Origin of the sequence: Kineosphaera limosa NBRC 100340 (assembly GCF_000298215.1) — a bacterium.
In the GTDB taxonomy this organism is placed as follows: domain Bacteria; phylum Actinomycetota; class Actinomycetes; order Actinomycetales; family Dermatophilaceae; genus Kineosphaera; species Kineosphaera limosa.
Map to the genome: position 1 here is coordinate 35,670 of NZ_BAHD01000015.1, position 18,842 is coordinate 54,511.

At 70.9% G+C, this 18,842-nt stretch carries 20 protein-coding genes; 12 read left to right on the plus strand and 8 right to left on the minus strand.

The genetic code is table 11. The features are described from left to right. The first annotated feature begins 8 nt into the window (after nucleotides 1–8). Nucleotides 9–242 carry a helix-turn-helix transcriptional regulator gene (locus tag KILIM_RS04815; protein ID WP_040562256.1) on the plus strand — a complete coding sequence of 78 codons (234 nt, stop codon included), beginning with the start codon at nucleotides 9–11 and terminating at the stop codon, nucleotides 240–242. Then, nucleotides 235–762: a hypothetical protein gene (locus KILIM_RS04820; protein WP_006591510.1), complete on the plus strand. Its 528-nt coding sequence runs from the start codon at nucleotides 235–237 to the stop codon at nucleotides 760–762. The genes KILIM_RS04815 and KILIM_RS04820 overlap by 8 nt, the downstream gene beginning before the upstream one ends. 7 nt (nucleotides 763–769) lie before the next feature. Here the strand turns inward: KILIM_RS04820 and KILIM_RS23875 are convergent, their stop codons facing one another. Continuing rightward, complete coding sequence (locus tag KILIM_RS23875; RefSeq protein WP_006591511.1) at nucleotides 770–943, minus strand: hypothetical protein; 174 nt, start codon at nucleotides 941–943, stop codon at nucleotides 770–772. Nucleotides 944–965: 22 nt separating this feature from the next. Here KILIM_RS23875 and KILIM_RS04825 point away from each other — a divergent pair, with 22 nt between their 5' ends. The 3 genes from KILIM_RS04825 (at nucleotide 966) to KILIM_RS04840 (ending at nucleotide 5,078) form a co-directional block, all read left to right on the plus strand. Beyond that, entirely contained in the window at nucleotides 966–2,660 is a 1,695-nt protein-coding gene (locus KILIM_RS04825; RefSeq protein ID WP_006591512.1) for a plasmid pRiA4b ORF-3 family protein, read from the plus strand. Between the two features lie 15 nt (nucleotides 2,661–2,675). Then, complete coding sequence (locus KILIM_RS22070; RefSeq protein WP_006591513.1) at nucleotides 2,676–3,854, plus strand: bifunctional GNAT family N-acetyltransferase/NUDIX hydrolase; 1,179 nt, start codon at nucleotides 2,676–2,678, stop codon at nucleotides 3,852–3,854. A gap of 93 nt (nucleotides 3,855–3,947) precedes the next feature. Further along, nucleotides 3,948–5,078, plus strand: coding sequence for a hypothetical protein (locus KILIM_RS04840; protein ID WP_006591514.1), 1,131 nt, complete (start codon nucleotides 3,948–3,950; stop codon nucleotides 5,076–5,078). A 96-nt stretch (nucleotides 5,079–5,174) separates the two neighbouring features. Here the strand turns inward: KILIM_RS04840 and KILIM_RS04845 are convergent, their stop codons facing one another. After that, nucleotides 5,175–6,683, minus strand: a complete 1,509-nt coding sequence (locus tag KILIM_RS04845; protein WP_006591515.1) for a fatty acyl-CoA synthetase — start codon at nucleotides 6,681–6,683, stop codon at nucleotides 5,175–5,177. Nucleotides 6,684–6,726: 43 nt separating this feature from the next. Continuing rightward, nucleotides 6,727–7,917 (minus strand): ferrochelatase, encoded by a 1,191-nt coding sequence (locus KILIM_RS04850; protein ID WP_006591516.1) that lies wholly within the window; start codon nucleotides 7,915–7,917, stop codon nucleotides 6,727–6,729. Between the two features lie 169 nt (nucleotides 7,918–8,086). Here KILIM_RS04850 and rocD point away from each other — a divergent pair, with 169 nt between their 5' ends. After that, nucleotides 8,087–9,364 carry an ornithine--oxo-acid transaminase gene (rocD, locus tag KILIM_RS04855; protein WP_006591517.1) on the plus strand — a complete coding sequence of 426 codons (1,278 nt, stop codon included), beginning with the start codon at nucleotides 8,087–8,089 and terminating at the stop codon, nucleotides 9,362–9,364. A gap of 10 nt (nucleotides 9,365–9,374) precedes the next feature. Here rocD and KILIM_RS04860 read toward each other — a convergent pair whose 3' ends face one another. Beyond that, the gene (locus tag KILIM_RS04860; RefSeq protein WP_006591518.1) at nucleotides 9,375–10,037 is read right to left on the minus strand and encodes an LON peptidase substrate-binding domain-containing protein; all 663 of its coding nucleotides are present in this window, start codon (nucleotides 10,035–10,037) and stop codon (nucleotides 9,375–9,377) included. 84 nt (nucleotides 10,038–10,121) lie between these two features. Next, nucleotides 10,122–10,613 (minus strand): hypothetical protein, encoded by a 492-nt coding sequence (locus KILIM_RS04865; protein ID WP_006591519.1) that lies wholly within the window; start codon nucleotides 10,611–10,613, stop codon nucleotides 10,122–10,124. A gap of 230 nt (nucleotides 10,614–10,843) precedes the next feature. Between KILIM_RS04865 and KILIM_RS04870 the strand changes: the two genes are divergently transcribed. From KILIM_RS04870 to KILIM_RS04895, 6 genes are all read left to right on the plus strand, one after another. Beyond that, complete coding sequence (locus tag KILIM_RS04870; RefSeq protein ID WP_006591520.1) at nucleotides 10,844–11,866, plus strand: metal ABC transporter substrate-binding protein; 1,023 nt, start codon at nucleotides 10,844–10,846, stop codon at nucleotides 11,864–11,866. Further along, nucleotides 11,863–12,759: a metal ABC transporter ATP-binding protein gene (locus KILIM_RS04875; protein WP_006591521.1), complete on the plus strand. Its 897-nt coding sequence runs from the start codon at nucleotides 11,863–11,865 to the stop codon at nucleotides 12,757–12,759. Before KILIM_RS04870 ends, KILIM_RS04875 begins: the two co-directional genes overlap by 4 nt. After that, a complete protein-coding gene (locus tag KILIM_RS04880; RefSeq protein WP_006591522.1) occupies nucleotides 12,752–13,873 on the plus strand; it encodes a metal ABC transporter permease in 1,122 nt (373 codons plus the stop codon). Before KILIM_RS04875 ends, KILIM_RS04880 begins: the two co-directional genes overlap by 8 nt. Next, a complete protein-coding gene (locus tag KILIM_RS04885) occupies nucleotides 13,873–14,289 on the plus strand; it encodes a Fur family transcriptional regulator (RefSeq protein WP_006591523.1) in 417 nt (138 codons plus the stop codon). Before KILIM_RS04880 ends, KILIM_RS04885 begins: the two co-directional genes overlap by 1 nt. Before the next feature lie 51 nt (nucleotides 14,290–14,340). Next, nucleotides 14,341–15,168: a hydroxymethylpyrimidine/phosphomethylpyrimidine kinase gene (locus KILIM_RS04890; protein WP_040562291.1), complete on the plus strand. Its 828-nt coding sequence runs from the start codon at nucleotides 14,341–14,343 to the stop codon at nucleotides 15,166–15,168. A gap of 184 nt (nucleotides 15,169–15,352) precedes the next feature. Further along, entirely contained in the window at nucleotides 15,353–15,616 is a 264-nt protein-coding gene (locus tag KILIM_RS04895; RefSeq protein WP_157551469.1) for a hypothetical protein, read from the plus strand. Between the two features lie 107 nt (nucleotides 15,617–15,723). Here the strand turns inward: KILIM_RS04895 and KILIM_RS04900 are convergent, their stop codons facing one another. The 3 genes from KILIM_RS04900 to KILIM_RS04910 form a co-directional block, all read right to left on the minus strand. Beyond that, nucleotides 15,724–17,085, minus strand: a complete 1,362-nt coding sequence (locus tag KILIM_RS04900) for a multidrug effflux MFS transporter (protein WP_255247609.1) — start codon at nucleotides 17,083–17,085, stop codon at nucleotides 15,724–15,726. Beyond that, complete coding sequence (locus tag KILIM_RS04905; RefSeq protein WP_006591527.1) at nucleotides 17,082–17,609, minus strand: gamma carbonic anhydrase family protein; 528 nt, start codon at nucleotides 17,607–17,609, stop codon at nucleotides 17,082–17,084. Before KILIM_RS04905 ends, KILIM_RS04900 begins: the two co-directional genes overlap by 4 nt. Nucleotides 17,610–17,691: 82 nt before the next feature. After that, a complete protein-coding gene (locus KILIM_RS04910) occupies nucleotides 17,692–18,594 on the minus strand; it encodes an N-acetylmuramoyl-L-alanine amidase (protein WP_006591528.1) in 903 nt (300 codons plus the stop codon). Nucleotides 18,595–18,842: the final 248 nt, after the last annotated feature.

Below are 18,842 nucleotides of genomic sequence, written 5' to 3' on the forward strand. Positions count from 1 at the left end.
CTTATGTCATGCCGAACGACGCGCTCATCAACACCGTCCGCGAGACGCGGCGTGCTCGGCGCATGACCCAAGCCGACCTGGCCGGCGCCGTCGGTGTCTCGCGGCAAACCATCGTCTCGATCGAAGGCGGCGACTACGCCCCCTCGGTCTTGCTCGCTCTGCGCATCGCGCATGTGCTCGAGCACCCCATCGACCAGCTTTTCGCTATCGACCACTCCCGTTTGGAGGCCACAGATGTCTAGCAACACGCCCCCGCGCCGCACCGTCCTGAGCACCATGGCCGGGCTCGACGAAACCACCTTCGGCGACGAGCGCGAGCGCAGGATCTGGATGGAGTCCTATGTCATCGCCTTCGAGGTCGCGATCCTTGCGGCTTTCGGGGTCGCCACGGCCATGGTGTGGCTGGGCGACCAGACGGTCGCCCGTTGGTCGATCGGAGTCGTTGCGATCATCGGCGTCGGCAACATGGCCGCCTTGGCGCACCTGCGCCAACATGGCTTGACCGACATCCCGTGGCGAGCCCGTTGGGCCTTCTGGTCGTTCCGGCTGCGAATGCTGCTCGTCGCAGTGTGGGGCGTCGGCATTGTCCTCGCCGTCCTGGGTGAGGGCGGCAGCCTCGCCGAGCGCGGCGGCTGGAGCTATGTCGCCGGGCTGCTCGTCGGCGCCACGGTGGCGATCGCCGGCTTCTGGATCGCCGACCGCCAGATCAAACGCCGCACGCAAGCCGAACTCCCCGCAGACGACACCTTCGACGACCGCTGAGCCACGGCTACGCGATCCCCTCACCGGCCACGGCTCGCTGGCAGGCGGCGGCGAGGCTCAGATGTCCGCGCAAGGCCTGCTGGAGATCCTTGGTGCTGATAGCGAACTCATCGGCGACGTCCGCGACGTCGACGCCCGCCTTGAAGAGGTCGACATGATCGGCGGCGCCGGTGCCCAACACTGGGCCGTGGCAAGGTGGCCTCATGGCACGGCGACAGCGAGAGACGCCCGACGATCTCGACCCGACTCGGGTCGCGGCCCGACAGATGGCGCAGGAGCTGATCGAGGCTCACGGGGGTGACCCGATCGCCGCCTGGCAGGCCTTGAACGCGCCCGGCGGAATGATGGAGCAGATCCGGACAGCCAATGCAGCCAACGCTGGCAAGGGCAGCGCGTTCGGCCTCTTCAACCCTTCGGCCGCACTCGACGACCCGGCTGTCGGCCTGGGGCGTGAGATCGGGGAGCCGCCGCCGTTCCGGGTGGGTGAGCCGCCGGAGCAGCCGATCACGCTTCGCGTGCGGGTCGACATCGACGACGCGAAGCCACCCATCTGGCGGCGCCTCGAACTCGCCGGCGACCTGACGCTGGAGCAGCTGCACGTCGTCGTGCAGTCGGCCTTCGGCTGGGTGGGATATCACCTGCACTCCTTCGCGCCCCAGGTCGGCGGCACGGTGGATCGCCGCCGACGCCCCTTCCCGAACGAGGGCACGGAGGAGTTCTGCGACGAGCGGCTTCCCCCGGAGTCTGAGGTGCGGCTGGACCAGGTACTGCGCGCCGAGGGTGATCGGCTGATCTACGAGTACGACTTCGGCGACAGCTGGGAGCACACCATCAGGGTCGAGAAGGTCCTTCCCCGGGGCGAAGGCGACCCGCGCGCCCGCTGCGTCGCCGGCCGCCGGGCCGGGCCGCCGGAGGACGTCGGCGGGATCTGGCGCTACAACGACCTCGTAGCGAGTTGGGACAGCTTCGGCGAAGAAAATCCCACCCCACCCGAGTTGGGCGAGGACGAGTTGCTCGAGCTGCGTGAATGGGTCGGCATCGAATTCGACCCGGCCGACGCAGAGCTGGAGGGACTGGACCTCGACCAGATGTTGGGGCTGGTCGAGCGAGCGATGGAGTCGGGCAAACTCCTGGTCGACAACCCTCGCCTGGCCCCGGCGTTCACCGAACTGGTCCAGGGCGCCGCGCGAGCCGGCGCCCTGCCCCTCATCAGCCCATCGGTAGCCTTGAGTGGCCTCGACCTGGCGGCCGAGCCGGTCGGGGCGGCGCGAGCCGGCGTGTTCGCCGGCCTGACCCCGCAGGAGGCTGCGGCCGTGACCGAGCCCTGGCAGCACCTGCTGCGGTTCTTGGGCCCGCAGGGCGTCGAGCTGACGGCGGCCGGCAACCTGCGGCCCGCCGTGGTCGAGTCCATGGTGACCGAGTTCCAGCTCAGCACGGAGTGGGCCGGGAGGGGTTATCGCGAGGACCAGACCCCGTCGGTGGCAGGGCTGCGTAAGGCCGCGACCAGCCTCGGCCTGGTACGCAAGGTGAAGGGGCGGCTGCTGCCGACGAAGGCGGCCATCTCGGCCACCGAGCCGGTGCGAATGTGGCGCATGGTGGCCGACCGTCTCACCCGCGGGCGGGAAGAGTTCGAACGGCAGGCCGCCGTCATCGCCTTGCTCGTGGCCGCCGATCGGTCCTTAGAAGTCTCCGCGCTGGAGGTGTTTCGGATCCTTGCGCCGCAGGTGCTGGGCGCGGTGGGCTGGCGCGTCGGCGGCGACGCGCCCTCGGCCTGGCACGTGGTGCACGCTTCGGAGGTCGTCTGGGCGGTGCTGGAGTTCTCCGGCTGCCTCGATGCCGATGGCCACGTTTCCGAGGCCGGCGGTCGATTGGCGCAGGCCGCCCTGCTGGCCCCCTGAGCCGAAGATCCGCCCGTGGTGCTGACGATCAGTAGCGTGCGCCTGGCCGAGGCGGCGGATGTGCCGTTGCTGCAGTACATCGAGGCGGCCGGGGATGCGCAGTTCGTTCCGTATCTGGATACCGCGGCCTTCGGGGAGCCCACCAGCGGGCGGGAGCGGGTAGCGGAGGGAGTGGTGCTCGTCATCGGCACGCCCGCTCTGGGTTTCGCTCACCTCATCGAACTCGACGACGGTACCGCCCACCTCGAGCAGCTGGCGGTGCACCCCCGGGCCCAGCGCCGCGGCCTGGGCCGCACACTGTTACGTGCGGTGTACGGGCTGGTGCGGGACCGCGACCTGGATCGGCTCACGCTCACGACCTACGCCGACGTGCCCTGGAGCGCGCCCTTCTACGCAGCCCACGGTTTCCGCGTGGTGCCCGAACCGCGCGGCGCCCTGGGTCGCGTCGTCGCGCATGAGCGGCAGCGCGGCCTGGAGCGGGAGCTGCCGCGGGTGGCGATGCAGCGCATCGTTCGCGACGAGCCCACCCCCATCCCCGCGGTCAGTGTGCTGCCGGTGCGCGACGGGGCGGACGGCCTGGAGGTGTTCGTGCAGGTTCGCGCCGCGACCATGGACTTCGTGCCCGGCGCCCTCGTCTTTCCCGGTGGCCGCATCGACGCAGGCGACAGGGTCACGGGGGCCGCTCTCGACCTCCCGGGCGACCTCGTCGACGACCACGCCCGCGCCTGGCGGCACACCGCCTACGGCGTGCTCGGCGATGCCCGCCAGGCCGCGCGCACCGTGCTGGCCTGCGCGGTGCGGGAGGTGGCGGAGGAGACCGGGGCCGTCATCGACCCCGCGCGGCTGCTGCCGTGGGACGACTGGGAAACCCCGCTCGGCTCACCCAAGCGCTTCGACGTGCGCTTCCTCCTGCTGCCGGTTCGCTCGGATGCCGAAGCGGCAGAGTTCACCCACGCGACGACCGAAGCCCACCGCTCGGAGTGGATGCCGGTGCGCGACGTCGAGGCCGGCGCCGAAGACGGATCTCTCTACCTCGTGGCACCCACCCGCGTGCTCGTCGAAGAACTCGCGACCCTCGGCTCGGTCGACGCCGCCGCGGCCCTGCGACCACCGATCACCCGAGTGCGCGACGACATCTGCCCCACCCCGCCGCTGCGCGGCCGACTCGCTTCCAACGACCCGACAGGGGACTGATCGACGACCCTGAAGCCATCGATGCCATGCCCAGGCAGGCGACGAGCCCACGCGCCGACTAGCCTGGTCGTTCCGCGGGGTCGAGGGGGAGTCGTGACGCAGGAGCGGGCGCTGGCCGTGTTGCGCGCGCAGCGGCGTGCGCTGATGGTCCGTCGGGGCGGGTACTGGATGGTCTTGGTGGGCATCGCGGCCGCCGGGCTGTGGGCGTGGGCGTCGCCCCCGTACGGCCTCGAGCTCGGACCTGTCCCCGCGTATCTCTCGGCGGTGATCGTCGTCGCCGTCATGGTCCTGGCGGATCGGCGTCTTCCGCTCGTGACGGAGGGCTCGCCCGCGTTGGGCGTCAACGCCCTGCAGCCGGCCTACGTCCTTGCAGGCGGCGCCGAAGGGGTGGCGGTCCGCCCAGCTGGCGCGGCTACCGCCACGAATGGTGATGACGGTCGGCGGTGGTGGTCGCTCGCGCGTGGCCAGCAGCCCGTCGCCGTCGGTCAGCAGGTCTGGGTGAATGCCGAGCTGAGCAGCGAAAGTAAAACGCCGATGGTGTGGCTCGGTGATGCCACTCAGCCGCCACGCGTCGTGTGGCCGCAGACGACCGCGACCCAGGAGGACGGGACCCGCCTCCGGCTCACGGGCCCCGACGAAGCGGCGTTCAGCGTGGGTGCTCCGGCGCCACCGGAGGTCGTCGCTGCTGCCCGCCGGACAGGTCGACGCACCGTCGCGTTGTCGGCGCTATGGGTCTTGGCGGTGATGCTCCTGGCGATCTTCGCCGTGCTTCTCGACATCCGGATGAACCAGAACAGCTCCGCCGTATCGGGCGTGGCGCTGGTGCTGGCGACGGGCGGCGTGCTGAAAGACAGCGGGCCCCGCTTGGTCGCCGCGTGGCGAATGAGCCGCGCTCGAACCCTGCGCCGCGCGATCCTTGCGGCCCGACGCCGAGGTGCCCCCTTCAAGGAGGACGGCGTCGTCACCGTTCGCGTAGCCCCCGACCGCTCATCCTCCGGGCTGTGGTCCTGGACCCTGGTCGGCAAACCACCGAGGAGGGATAGCCCACAGGAAATCTGGCTCACGGAGTCCGCGCGACCCCATCGCCTGGCCGCGATCTTCCTCCCGAACAGCGGCGACGGAAGCCCGAAACTGCTTGCCCCGAACAGTCCCGTCCGCGAGTTCATCGACCGGGAGGCCGACGTGGTCGACAGCCCAGCCTCGCGACCCAGGAGCCCGCGATGACCAAGGATGAAGCGCTCCGCAACCGCTGCCCGCGAGGTGACCGACCTCGACGTACCAGCCGGCGACGAGCAGGCGCCCCGAGGCGAGGGCCCCGAATCAGCGGCGTAGTTCGCGTTTGAGGATCTTGCCGGAGGCGTTGCGGGGCAGGTCGTCGACGAAATGCACGGCCTTGGGCACCTTGAAGCCGGCGAGTTGCTCCCGTACGTGCGACTGCACAGTCTCCTGTGTCAAGGCGGTGTTCGGTCGGCGGACGACGAAGGCGGTGACGGCCTCGATCCAGGTGTCGTCGGGCTGGCCGATGACGGCGACCTCGGCCACCTGCGGATGGGTGTAGATCGCGTCTTCGATCTCGCGAGAGGCGACAATCACCCCGCCGGTGTTGATCACGTCCTTCACCCGGTCGACGACCGTGATGTAGCCCTCCTCGTCGAGAGTCACGAGGTCACCGGAGTGAAACCACTCGCCCTCGAACGCCGCCGCGCTCTCCTGCGGCTCGTCCCAATACCCTTCGCACAGCTGCGGGCTGCGGTACTGAATCTCACCCGGCTCGCCCGGCGCCGCCTCCGAGCCGTCGGCCGCGACGACCCGCATCTCCACGAAGAACACCGGACGCCCGGCAGAGGAGGGTCGCTGCGCGTGCTCCTCGGGTCGCAGCACCGCCGACAACGGCGCGATCTCGGACTGGCCGAAGCAGTTGTACCAGCCCAACTCGGGCAGCTTCGCCGCGATCCGCTCCCGGATCGGGCCCGGCATGATCGACGCCCCGTAGTACGCCTTGCGCAGCGCCGACAGGTCGCGGGTCGCGAAGTCGGGGTGATTGGCCAACGACACCCACAGCGTCGGCGCCGCGAAGAACGCCCGATGCCCGTCCCGCTCCATCCGCTCCAGGATCGCGGCGGCATCCGGCTTCTCCATGATCGTGTTCGTCGCCCCCACCGCCAGCCACGGCAGCAGAAAAACGTGCATCTGCGCCGAGTGATACAGCGGCATGACGTGCAGCGGAGCATCGTCCGGCGACAGGTCGAGCGCGATGATGCACGACACGTACTCGTGCACCAGCGCCCGGTGTGTCATCATCGCGCCCTTGGGCCGCGACGTTGTACCAGACGTGTAGAGCAACTGGGCGAGGTCTTCGGTGTCGACACGGCTCGCCACCCGCGGCACCTCGCCGGTCGAGGCGACCGCGAGCAGGCTGTCGTCGGCATCGCGCAGCGGCACCCGGATGTCCGGGGTCGACGGCGCCTGATCCAGCCGCGGCGCCAACGCCGGATCCACGAGAATCCCGCGCGCCCCGGACTGTCCCAGCAGATAGTCGAGTTCGCGACCCACCAACTGGTTGTTCAGCGGCACGTGCACGAGCCCGGCGCGGGCGCAGGCCAGGAAGCCGATGAGGTAGGCGTCCGAGTTCAACCCGAACGAGGCCACCCGGTCGCACTGCATGAGCCCCAGGTGCAGCAGGTGGGCGGCGGCGCGGCTCACCGCGTCGTCGAGCTCGCGGTAGCTCCACGTGCGGTCTTCGAAGATCACGGCCGGGCGGTCCCGGAAGGTGCTGGCGCTGCGGCGGATGACGTCGGCGACGGTGCTGCTGCGCAGAGGGGGATTCATGGTGGCGCTCCTCATGGGAATCGGCCTGGTGGCCACCACGCTGTCACCGGCACCCCCGTGCGGCAACCGATTCGCCAGAATGCGGAGAAATCTCTGCATCCGCCGGACTCGCTTCGTCGCTGACGGTCGGCTTGGCGGGGCTGCGACCGGCGCAGCATCCGGCCGGGCACCGCAGCCCCGGCGTGGCGGGGGCCTCCCGTTCGGCGCGGGCGCGCTCCAAGAGCAGGTCGACCAGACCGGAGACGAAGCGCTGGTCGTCGCGGACCGTCGGCACCCGCAGGGCCGCCAGTCCGTGCTCCCCGGCGGTCGCCATCGCCTCCTCGTCGAGGTCGTACACGACCTCCATGTGGTCGGAGACAAAGCCCATGGGCACGATGAGCACCCCGCCGACCCCGCCCTCTCCAGGGTGCTCGTCGCGGTCCGCGGCGATGGCCGCGATGGCGTCGTTGACGTCCGGCTCGAGCCACGGCTGCGTCGGGGGACCGGAGCGGGAGCAGTAGACCAGCTGCCACGGCACCGCCACCCCGGTCTCGGCCCGAACGCCCGCCGCCAGCTCGTCACACACTGTTGTGTGCATTGTGATGTACGTACTGGGCTCCTCGGTCGGGCCGGAGGCGGCGTTCATCGCCTCGGGAATCGAATGCGTGACGAACAGAATGCGCACCTGCTCCGGCGTCAGGCCGGCCTGCGCGCACAGGTCCCGCAGGCCCGCCACGGTCAACGTCTTCATCGGCTCTACGAACGCCCGGGTCTGCCCGTAGGGCCGCAGCACGTCGATCTGCAGCGACTCGGCGCCCGCCGCCGCGGCGGATGCTTCGAGTTCTGCGCGGGCCGCCGCGAGGTCCTCCCGGTACGAGCGGCACCCCGAATAGCTGGGAAAAGCACTGGTCACGACCGTCAGCAGGCGCCGCGCGCCAGCCTCCTGCGCCGACCGCAACGCCTCAACCGTGTACGGGTCGAAGAACTTGTTGCCCCACACCACCGGCACCTGCACCGCCCGCGCCGCCAACTCGGCCTCCAGCCGGGTGAGCACGGCCCGGTTCTCGTCGTTGATCGGGCTGCGGCCGCCGCGGGCCCGGTAGTGCGTGGCGACCTCTTCGAGCCGCTCGTCGGGGATGCCCCGCCCGGCAGTGACGTTGCGCAGGAACGGCATGACGTCCTCCTGCCGTTCGGGCCCCCCGAAGGAGAGGTAGAGCAGCGCGTCGTACGGGGCCAGGGGGTTCTGGGCAGACATGACGGTCCTTCTCGCTCGTCGGCAGGCGGGGGCCGGGGCAGGTGGCCCGCCGGCTCCGGCTTCGACCCTACGGTCTGCCGCAGAGCGCTACTTGCCCGGACCGGGCAGGTGTGCGCAAGCTGTGGGTGACCCGGACACCACCGGCCTCGTCCCACCGAAGGAGCAGCCAATGGCGGCCACCCACACCGCGACCCCCGCGACCCCCGCGACCTCCGGAGCGCCCGAGGGCACCTCGGTCGGTGCGCCGTCGACCAGCACCGAGCACATCGCCTTGGTCGAGCAGTACGCGGCGCACAACTATCACCCCCTGCCCGTGGTGCTGGCGCACGGTGAGGGCGCCTGGGTCACCGATGTCGAAGGGCGCCGCTTTCTGGACTGCCTTGCCGGCTACTCCGCCCTGAACTTCGGCCACAACCACCCGCGCCTCGTGGCCCGTGCCAAGGCCCAGCTCGACCGCCTCACCCTCACCAGCCGCGCCTTCCACAGCGACCAGCTCGGCCCGTTCGTGCGCGATCTGGCCGCGCTGACCGGCAAGGAGTCGATCCTGCCGATGAACACCGGCGCCGAGGCCGTCGAGACCGCCGTCAAGGTCGCCCGACGCTGGGGCTACGACGTCAAGGGCGTGCGCCCGGACGGCGCGAACATCGTGACGATGGAAGGCAACTTCCACGGCCGCACCACCACCGTGGTCAGCTTCTCGACCGACGACGAGGCCCGCCGCGCCTACGGCCCCTACACCCCGGGCTTCCGGGTCGTCCCCTACGGCGACATCGAGGCGATCGCCGCGGCCGTCGACGAAGACACCGTCGCGGTGCTGCTCGAGCCCATCCAGGGGGAGGGCGGGGTGCTGCTGCCGCCGGACGGCTTCCTGCGGCGGGTGCGCGAGCTGTGTACCCGCGAGCGGGTGTTGCTGATCGCCGACGAGGTGCAGTCCGGCCTGGCCCGCACCGGCCTGACCTTCGCCTGCGACCACGAGGAGGTCGTGCCCGACATCTACGTCATGGGCAAGGCGCTCGGCGGCGGCATCCTGCCGGTCTCGGCGATCGCCGCCGACCGCGACATCATGGACGTCATCGTGCCCGGCTCACACGGCTCGACGTTCGGCGGTAACCCGCTGTCGGCCGCGATCGGTGCCGAGGTCGTGGCGATGCTCTCGACCGGTGAGTATCAGGAACGCTCGCGGGAGTTGGGCGACTACATGCGCGCCGGGCTCGAGCCGCTCCTGGGTAAGGGGCTGGTCGCCGCGCGGATCCGCGGCGCTTGGGCCGGCCTCGACATCGACCCCGAGCGGATGACGGGGTACGAGTTGTGCTCGCGGATGGCGCTGCGCGGGGTGCTCGCCAAGGACGCCCATGGCTCCACGATCCGGCTCGCCCCGCCGCTGGTCGCCTCCGTCGAAGACATCGACGTGATGGTCGAGGCGATCGAGGACTCCCTCAGCGTGTGATCCGCCCGCTCTAGTTGGCGCTGATCGGGGGCATGGGCAGGGTGCCGGGCACGGCCCGCAGCTCTTGGACGATGGTGTGCTCGCGGCGCAGCAAATGCGCCGCGAGCGCCAGGCGTTCGGCCGTCGACTCGCAGGCCAGCAGCGCCTGCCGGTCGTCCAGCGGCAACGCGAACAGGCTGCCGACGCGGTGGGAGAGGGCCGTGGGATCGTTCGGCAGCATCGCCAACGTGGCGCTCACGTCGGCGCCGAAGAGTTGCCGGTAGGCCACCAGTCGGGCACCCACGCGTTGCGCCCGACGGTGCACCGTCTCGGGATCACCGAGCGGCTCGGGCAGCCACTCGACGCTGCCGATGTGGTACTGCGACGAGGGTTCGTCGGCCAGGCCGCGCAGCGCGAACCGACGCGCCCCGACCGTCTCTACGTCGAAGGTGCCGTCCGGGCCCTGATCGACCCGGGTCAGCACGGCCGTCGTGCCGATGCGATGCAACGCCCGGGCATTACCGCGCCCGACCTCGTGCCCCGCGCGGATCGCCACGACCCCGAAGCGTCCCGGCTGCGGCCCGGCTGCCAGGTCGTCGAGCATCGCCAGGTATCGGGGCTCGAAAACGCGCAACGGCAGCCGCGCACCCGGGCACAGCACGGTGCCCAACGGAAACAAGGGCAGCAGGGGCACGTCCCCAGGCTATGAGAACTGCCGTCGCGTGCAGGCGATAATCGGTCGGGCCGAGTGCGCGCGGCACCCGGCCCGACCGCCGGCTCAGGCTGAGGGGGATGCCGTGGGGGTCGTGGTCGAGTTGCCCCGGTGGCCGCCGTCGCCGCCGCGTCCCTGACCGTCGCCGCGAGGTCCGCCGGGTCCGCCGGTGCGGACCTCGATGGTGGCCAGGTCGGCGCTGACTTCGACCATTACGCGCTGCCCGTCCTTGGTGCCCAGCACGTCGTAGGACCCGTCGGGGTCCTTGCGGACGGACTCGACGGTGACGGTGGAGTCCTTGGCCGTGACCGCCTCGGTGACCTTCGTGGCCTCCGCGCCGGTCACCTCCGTGTGCGCGTGTGAGCCGCGGTCGCCGCCCCGACCGGTCTGGCAGCCGGGGCCGTCGGTCGCGGTGTAGCCGCCGGGGCCGCCGTAGCCGTAGCCGGCGCCGCCGGAGCCCTGGTTGGAGGCGTTGGAGATCGCGGCGCCGCCGCCGACGATGGCGCCGGCGGCAGCGAGCGCGGTGGCGCCGAGTGCGAGGTTCTTCTTGGTGAGCATGTGGGTGCCCTGGACCTTTCGTGTCGTCGATGCGATTCGTCATCGCGATGGCATGCCGCTACCCGCTGGACGCCTCTCGGCCTCCGGGGTGCGACACCATTACCGTCGGGTCCGGCGCTGTCGTGCGTCCTTCCGCCGGATATGAGGAGCCTGAGAATCGGCGCGGACACCAGTGGCGAGCGGCCCGCCTGAATTGACAACGATTATCAATAAGCGGCAGGATGGCGGCCATGCCCTCGCGCCGCACGCTCGCCGTCACCCTCGCCGTGATCCCCTTGCTCGCCCTCGCCGGGTGCGGCTCCGGTGACGGCACCGCCGACTCGGGGCAGGCCGGCGAGACCGCGACCCCCACGGCCAGCCGGTTCACGATCGTCACCGGCGCCTACCCCGTGGAGTGGCTCGCCCAGCGCATCGGCGGCGATCACGTCAACGTCGTCAACCTGACCAAGCCCGGCGCCGAGCCGCACGACCTCGAGCTCTCTCCGCAAGACGTCGCGACCGTGGCCGACGCCGATCTCGTCATCTACGAGCAGGGTCTGCAGCCGGCGCTCGACGACGCGGTGACCAGCGAACAGGGCGGCCCGCAGGGCGCGAAGGTGCTGGAGATCGGCAAGAGCGCCGACCTGACCGCGCCGCAGGGCACAAGCATCGGCGCCGGCCACTCCGCCGACGACGGCCACGACCACAGCGCCGACGACGGTCACGGAGCCGACGACGGCCACGACCACGGCGACCTCGACCCGCATTTCTGGCTCGACCCCATCCGCTACGAGAGCGTGGCCCGCGCCATCTACAACCAGCTGGGCAACCTCGACCAGGTCAACAAGCAGACCTTCGCGACCAACCTCTCCGAGCTGTCCCGCGAGCTGACGACCCTGGACGGCGACTTCTCCGCCGGCCTGCGCCAGTGCCAGAACACCTCGATCGTCACCGCCCACGCCGCCTTCGGCTACCTCGCCGGCCGCTACGGACTCACTCAGGTCGCCATCACCGGCCTGGCCCCGGAGGGGGAGCCCGACCCGGCCCGCATCGCCGAGGTCACCGACTATGTGCGCGCGCACAACGTGACGACCATCTACACCGAGCCGCTCATCAACCCCGCCGTGGCCAAGACCGTGGCGCAGGAGACCGGCGCCGCCACGGCCGTGCTCGACCCCATCGAGAGCCTCACCGACTCCAGCGCCGGCCAGGACTATCTACAGATCATGCGCGCCAACCTCGAGACCCTGCAGAAGGGCCAGGGCTGCTCGTGAGCGCCGGAACGGGCGACACAGCCCCCGCGCGGGCGGCGCAGCCGTCTGCGGCGGCCAATGGCGATGCGCAACCGGTCATTTCGTTGCGCGATGCTTCCTTCGGTTACGGCGACAAGCGCATTGTGATGGGCGTCGACCTGCAGATCCGTCGAACCGAGACGGTGGCGCTGCTGGGCGCCAACGGCTCCGGCAAGTCCACGCTGGTGCGTGGGCTGCTCGGGGTCTGCGAACACCTCGGCGGGCAGGTCGACGTGCTCGGTCGGCCGCTGGCCAAGTTCAGCCAGCGGTACCTGCTCGGCTACGTGCCGCAACGGCTGCCGTTCACGCCGACGACCCGGGCCACCGTCTCCGAGATCGTCGCCGTGGGGCGCATCGCGCGGCACGGACTGTTCGGGCGCACCACCGCCCGCGACCGGCGACTCATCGCCGAGGCGATCGACATCGTGGGGTTGGGCGACTTCGCTCGGCACGACGTCTCCACCCTCTCCGGCGGGCAGCAACGGCGGGTACTCATCGCTCGCGCGCTGGCCGCGCAACCGGAGGTGCTCGTCATGGACGAGCCGATGGCCGGCGTCGACATCGCCAACCAGCACCTGCTCGTTGCGGTGATCCGGCGCCTCGTCGAGGGCGGTGCCACCCTGCTCGTGGTCACCCACGACTTGGCGGCGCTGCGCCCGGTGCTGCACCGGGCCGTCACCATGGAGGCCGGTCGGATCGCCTCCGACGTGCCGTTGCCGCCGGTGACGGCCGGCGCCTTCGATGCTCTGACCGGCGAATTCGATGGTGCGCCCGGCGAACTGCCTGGGCACTGCCACGATGTCACCGACCTGTCCGGCCCACCCACCGGCAGCCTGCTCGCACCCGTCTACTCACCCGGGGGCCCCCGTGCTTGACCTCCTCGACTACGACTTCATGCGCCGCGCCCTGCTGGCTGCGCTGCTCGTCGGGATCGCCGCGCCACTGGTCGGTGTCTTCCTCGTGCAGCGCGGGCTGTCGCTCGTCGGCGACGGCATCGGGCACGTCGCGTTCGCCGGCGTCGCCGTCGGACTTGTCACGCAGAGCTCCCCGATCTGGGTCGCCCTGCTGTTCGCCGCCGCCGGCGGCATCATCATCGAACTCGTGCGAGCCAACGGGCGCACCAACGGCGATGTGGCCCTCGCCCTCATGTTCTACGGCGGCATCGCCCTGGGAGTGGTCGTCATCTCCGCGGCGCCGCGGGCCGGGACGACGATGACCAGCTACCTCTTCGGCGCCATCACGACGACGACGGCCGCCGATCTCGCCGTCTTCGCGGCCTTGACCTTGGGAGTGTTGGCGGTGACCGGGGTGTTGCGGGCGCGCCTGTTCGCCGTCGCCAACGACCCCGAGTACGCGCGCGCCGCCGGGCTGCCCGTGCTCGCTCTCAACATCACCCTGTCGGTGCTGACCGCCGTCACCGTCGTCGTGTCGATGCGGGTCGTGGGGCTGCTGCTGATCAGCGCGCTGATGATCGTGCCGACTGCCACCGCGCAGCTCCTGGCCCGCAGCTTCCGCGCGACGACCGTCATCGCGGTGCTCATCGGGGTGCTGTGCTCCGTCGGCGGGGTCGCCGCTTCGTTCACCTTGCAGACCCCCTCCGGGGGCACCATCGTGCTGGGCGCCATCGCGATCTTCGCCGTGGTCGCGGCCGTCGATACCGTGCGGCGGCGGGTGGCGGGCCGCCGCGATGCCAGGCACGGGCACGACGGTCCCGGGCAGCACCGGCACGCCCACCAGCACGGCGACGGCTGCGGGCACGAGGTGGTCGAGCACGACGGGCACCGCGATTACCTGCACGACGGGCACCTGCATTCCCCGCACGGCGATCACTACGACGAGCACGACATCCGCAGCGGCCGCATCGAGCCCGTGGGGGCAACGACCGGAGCCCAGCCTGTCGTCTCCGCCCCCGTTCGTCGTGAGCAGGGGGCACCGGCCGCGCCCAACCGGGCTGCCGGTCCGGCCGACGGTGAACAGGAGGTGCGCTGATGGGTGAGGTGGAACGGCGCAACACCCGACAGCGACGCGCCGTGCAAGAGGCCCTTGCCGCGACCCCGGACTTCGTCTCCGCGCAGGACCTGCACGCGCGGATGCGATCCGGCGGCGACTCGATCGGCCTGGCCACCGTGTACCGAACGCTGTCGACCCTGGCCGAGGACGAGCGCGTCGACATCCTGCGCACCCCGGAGGGCGAGGCGCGCTACCGACAGTGCTCCACCGACGAGCACCACCACCACCTCGTCTGCCGCGAGTGTGGCCTGACCGTTGAGGTCGACGGCCCCGCAGTGGAGGAGTGGGCCGAGCAGACCGGACGCCAGCACGGGTTCACCGGCATCACCCACACCGTGGAGGTCTTCGGCACCTGCGACGACTGCGCCAAGGGCCACGCCACCGCACTGGGGTGATGCATCTCGACTGAAGGTATGACTTTCGGGCGGAGGGGGGCGGCGAGCATGATGGGCCGCATGACTGACCCGAACGTTCCCATCACCCTGACCATCGCCGGATCCGAAGCGACGGGTGGCGCCGGGGCCCAGGCCGATCTGAAGACCTTCCAGTCGCTGGGCACCTTCGGAATGGTCGCTCTGACCTGCATCGTCTCCTTCGACCCGAAGGCCGATTGGGGGCACCGGTTCGTGCCCGTCGACGCCGGCGTCATCGCCGACCAGCTCGAGGCGCAGTTCGCCTGCTACACCGTCGACGCCCTCAAGGTCGGCATGCTGGGGACGCCGGTGACGATCGAGACCGTCGCCGATGCCCTCTCCGGCCTGGGCGAGGCCCGACCCGCGCACGTCGTGGTCGACCCGGTGCTCATCTGCAAAGGCCAGGAGCCGGGCGCGGCGCTGGACACCGACAACGCGCTCAAGCAGCACATCCTGCCGCTGGCCACCTTCGTGACGCCCAACCACTTCGAGTCGATGGCGCTGTCGGGGATGGAGTCCATCGACTCGATCGAGGATCTGGCGCAGGCCGCCAAGCGCATCTACGACAGCTGCGGCGCGGCCGTGCTCGCCAAGGGCGGGGTGCGCCTGGCCGGAGCCGCCGCGCAGGACGTCTTCTACGACGGCACCTCCCTCGAGGTGCTCAGCGCGCCGAAGATCGGGGAGGTCGCGGTGAGCGGCGCCGGCTGCACGCTGGCCGCGGCGGTGACCGCCGAACTCGCTAAGGGCGCAACGCCGTTCGAGGCCGCGAGCGCCGCCAAGGCACTCGTCACCCGCGGCATCGAGGCCCGGATGCGCTCGAATGCGCCGTTCGATGCCGTTCGTCAGATCGCCTCTGCCTGAACCGACTTCGTCGCGTTCTAGCAGGTCAGGGCGGGTGCGGTCGCCGATTTTGGCCACACCCGTCTTGGACGGTCGACTTTTTTCTCCTCGGTTTTCCTCTTGATCGCCCGTCCAGTGTCGATGAGGGTGTTGTCGGATAGGGGTCCGGCAAGACCGACTAACTTGGGGAATTCACATGAACACCATGACAACTGACCGCCACGCCCGCATCGACACGATCGTCGACGAGCTACGCATCGGGCTGGCCCTGGAGTGCGCCCAGTGCACCGGGCTGATCTGCCTGGACTGCGCCGAGAAGATCGAACACGTCCGCTGCATCCGGGCCTGCACCTGGTGCGAGGACAGCGAGCAGGACGCAGCCCAGCTGTGGCAGACCGACGCGCTGCTGACCGAACTCAACGGTCTGCAGCGAGTCGACGACGCCATCCGGGCCCTGCCGGCCGACTGACGTCGCCGGGGGACGACGTCGGCGCGAGCAGAACCACATCGGCGGCCACCGCAGTCACTGCGGTGGCCGCCGATCTGCCTGGCTGGCTCCTTGAGGTCCCGACGCCCTTAGGGCGCGACCGGATCGGCTGGCCCGGCGAGCCCGGCGGCCCGTTGATGCCAGCGCCACAACCCCCACCCGAGCAGCACCAACACGAGGCTGGCGATCGCCAGGTGCAGGCGGGTGTCGGTGACGAACGGCGCGACGGCCCCGGAGAGGGCGGCGTTGAGCATGAGGGTGAGGAACGCCCCGACGGAGGATGCCGCTCCGCGCCGGTGCGGGAACAGGTCGAGCATGGCGACCTGCAACACGGGGAAGACCATCGCGATGCCGAACGCCATGAGCGCGGGCCCAACGACCGCCCACGGCAGCGGCGGCAATCCGGGGATGGCCTGCAGGGTCACGTTCAGCACCCCGGCGAACAGGGCGATCGCCAGGCCGAAGGACGCCAACCGCCCGGGCTCGATCTTGCCGGCGGCCCGCCCGGTCAGGTGCGCGCCGAGCACCATGCAGCCGATAGTCGGCACGAAGAAAATCCAAAAGTCCTGCTCGCCCAGGTCGAGCAGATCGAGCACGAAGATCGGCGCCGCGGCGATGTAGAGAAACTGGCCCGCGAACGCCAGCGAGCCAGCCATGGCGATGCGCAGGAACGTGGGCTGCCGACCGACCTCCCACAAGCCCGCGAGCAGCGGGCCGACCCGCAGCGGGGTGCGCGCCTGCGGCGGATGCGTCTCGGGTAGTCGGGACGCCGTGAGGGCGGCCATCGCCAGCCCGAAGGCCGCGAGAAACCAGAAGATCCACGGCCACGGACCGAACGCCAGAATCCAGCCGCCGACGATCGGCGCGAGGGCCGGGGCCACGGCGAAGATCATGATGATCTGGCTCATCGCGGCCTGCGCCCGCGGCCCGGAGTACAGGTCTCGCACGACCGCGCGAGCCACGATCTGCCCGGCCCCCGCGGTGGCACCCTGCAGTGCCCGGAACGCCAGCAGCATCGGCAGGCTCGTCGACAGCGCGCATCCGATGGACGCGAGCACGTAGGCCAGGATCCCGACGATCATCACCGGCTTGCGACCGACCGCGTCCGACAGCGGGCCGTGGAACAGGCTCATCGCGCCGAACGCCAACAGGTACACGCTGGTGACTTGCTGCATCGCCAGCGTGTCGGCACCCAGCTCGCGACCCATCACCGCGAACGCCGGGAACACCGTGTCGATCGAGAACGGCCCGAACATCGACAGCGCCGCGAGCAGCGCGATCGTGCCGGGCACGGCCACGGCGGCCGCCCCGGAGCTGGACGACTCGGCCAGCTTGGAGCCAGAGGGCTCGGCCAGCTCGGCAGAGCTCGCCGGATCGTCGGGTCGCGTGTGAGGTTCGGGCCGCGCCGGATCCTCACCCGGAGTTGGTTCGTCGGGCCGGCGGTCGCTCACCCGCGCTCGACGATCCGCACGCCGGCGCGGTACTGGACGCCCCGCTCGACGTAGCGCGCGGCGTTGCCGGCGATCTTGGCCACTTCGTCGTCGGTCAGCTCGCGCCGCACCTTGCCGGGGACGCCGACGACGAGCGACCGCGGTGGGATCTGCACGCCCTCGGAGATGAGCGTGCCGGCGCCGATCAGGGTGTCTTCGCCGACGACCGCACCGTTCATCACCGCAGCGCCCATCCCGACGAGCACTCGGTCTCCGATCGTGCAGCCGTGCACGATCGCGCCGTGCCCGATCGTCACGTCCTGCCCGATGGTCGCCGGAAAGCCGGGGTCGGCGTGGATGACCGCGTTGTCCTGCAGGTTGCTGCGCGCGCCGAGCGTGATCGTGTCGCCGTCGCCCCGCGCCACCGCGCCGAACCACACACTGGCGCCGGGGCCGACGCGCACGTCCGCGACGAGGGCCGCTGTGGGCGCCACAAACGCCTCGTCATCGACCTGGGGGCGCTGTCCGTCGATCTCGTAGTCCATGGTCAGCGAGCGTAGTAGCGCGCACCGACGAGCACCGCCGAACGCTGATCAGGCGGGCCGGCGCCAGCAGTGTCAGCGCAGGTCAGCGTCGCCGCAGAAACTGCTGGGCGGCGTCGGCCAGCGCCGCGGCCTGGCGCTGTTGGAACTGTCCGCTGCGCAGCAGCGCGGCGTCGCGGGCGTTGCGCATGTTGCCGGCCTCGAGCAGCACCGCGGGTACCCGGCTGTTGTTCAGGCCGGCGATGTCGGCCCGCGGGGTGATGGCGCTGCCCCGACCCAAGTACGTGGAACGGGGCATGCCGGTGCCGCGGGCGAAGGCGTCGCGGGTGATGGTGGCCAGGCGGGCCGACTCCTTGGTGACGCTCGCGCCGCCGGCCATCGACGACGACCTGATGATGTGGAAACCGCGGGCCGAGGCGGCCGCGCCGTCGGCGTGAATGGAAATCGCCAGGTCGGCGCGGTTGCGGTTGCCGATGGCGGCGCGCTCGTCGACGCAGGGCCCGACACCGCGGTCGTTCGGTCGCGTCAACACGACCGTCGCCCCGCGAGCCCGCAGCAGGTTCGACAGGCGGGTCGCCACGGACCAGTTGTGGGCGTGCTCGGCGAAGCCGGAGTTCGTCGACGTCCCGCTGGTGTTGCACGCCTTGCGGCCGCCGCGCCCGTCGGGCACGAGCCGAGTGTTGATCGCCCGGCTGTAGACACCGTTGTGCCCGGGGTCGACGACGATCACCGAGCCGTTGAGCGCCCCCCGCTTCGTGGGCGCCAACCGCACCCCGCCGGTGCTGGGCCGCGCATTCGGATTGACGCGCGTCGAGGTGGCGAGCGAGCTGCTGCTGCGGTCGACGAGGTCCGCCGTCGCGGCCGGCGCAGCGGTCGGTCCGTGCGCCGCGGCCTCCAGAGCGGGGGCTGCTGTCAGCGCGCCGGCGGCGACGACGACCGCCGCCCCTACCGCGGTGAGCAGCCGCAGCCGGTTGCCAGAGCGTGCCATGTGTCCTCCAAGTCGTGACCCCCGAGACCCCCGAGATCCCCGAGCCAGTATGCGACGTTCCAGGCGGGCTGCCAGGCATCAATGCGTTTCTGGGGGAACGCTCCGTAAGCCGGGCGCCACGGCACTACTTGCGACGGGTCCACGCGGACGTAGCGACTTCTCGACGTACTCGCAGGGGGCCCCCGCCGAGATCGTTTGGCGTTCCCGCAGGTCAGCGCGTTGGCCTCGGATCAGAGCGCATCGCGAGT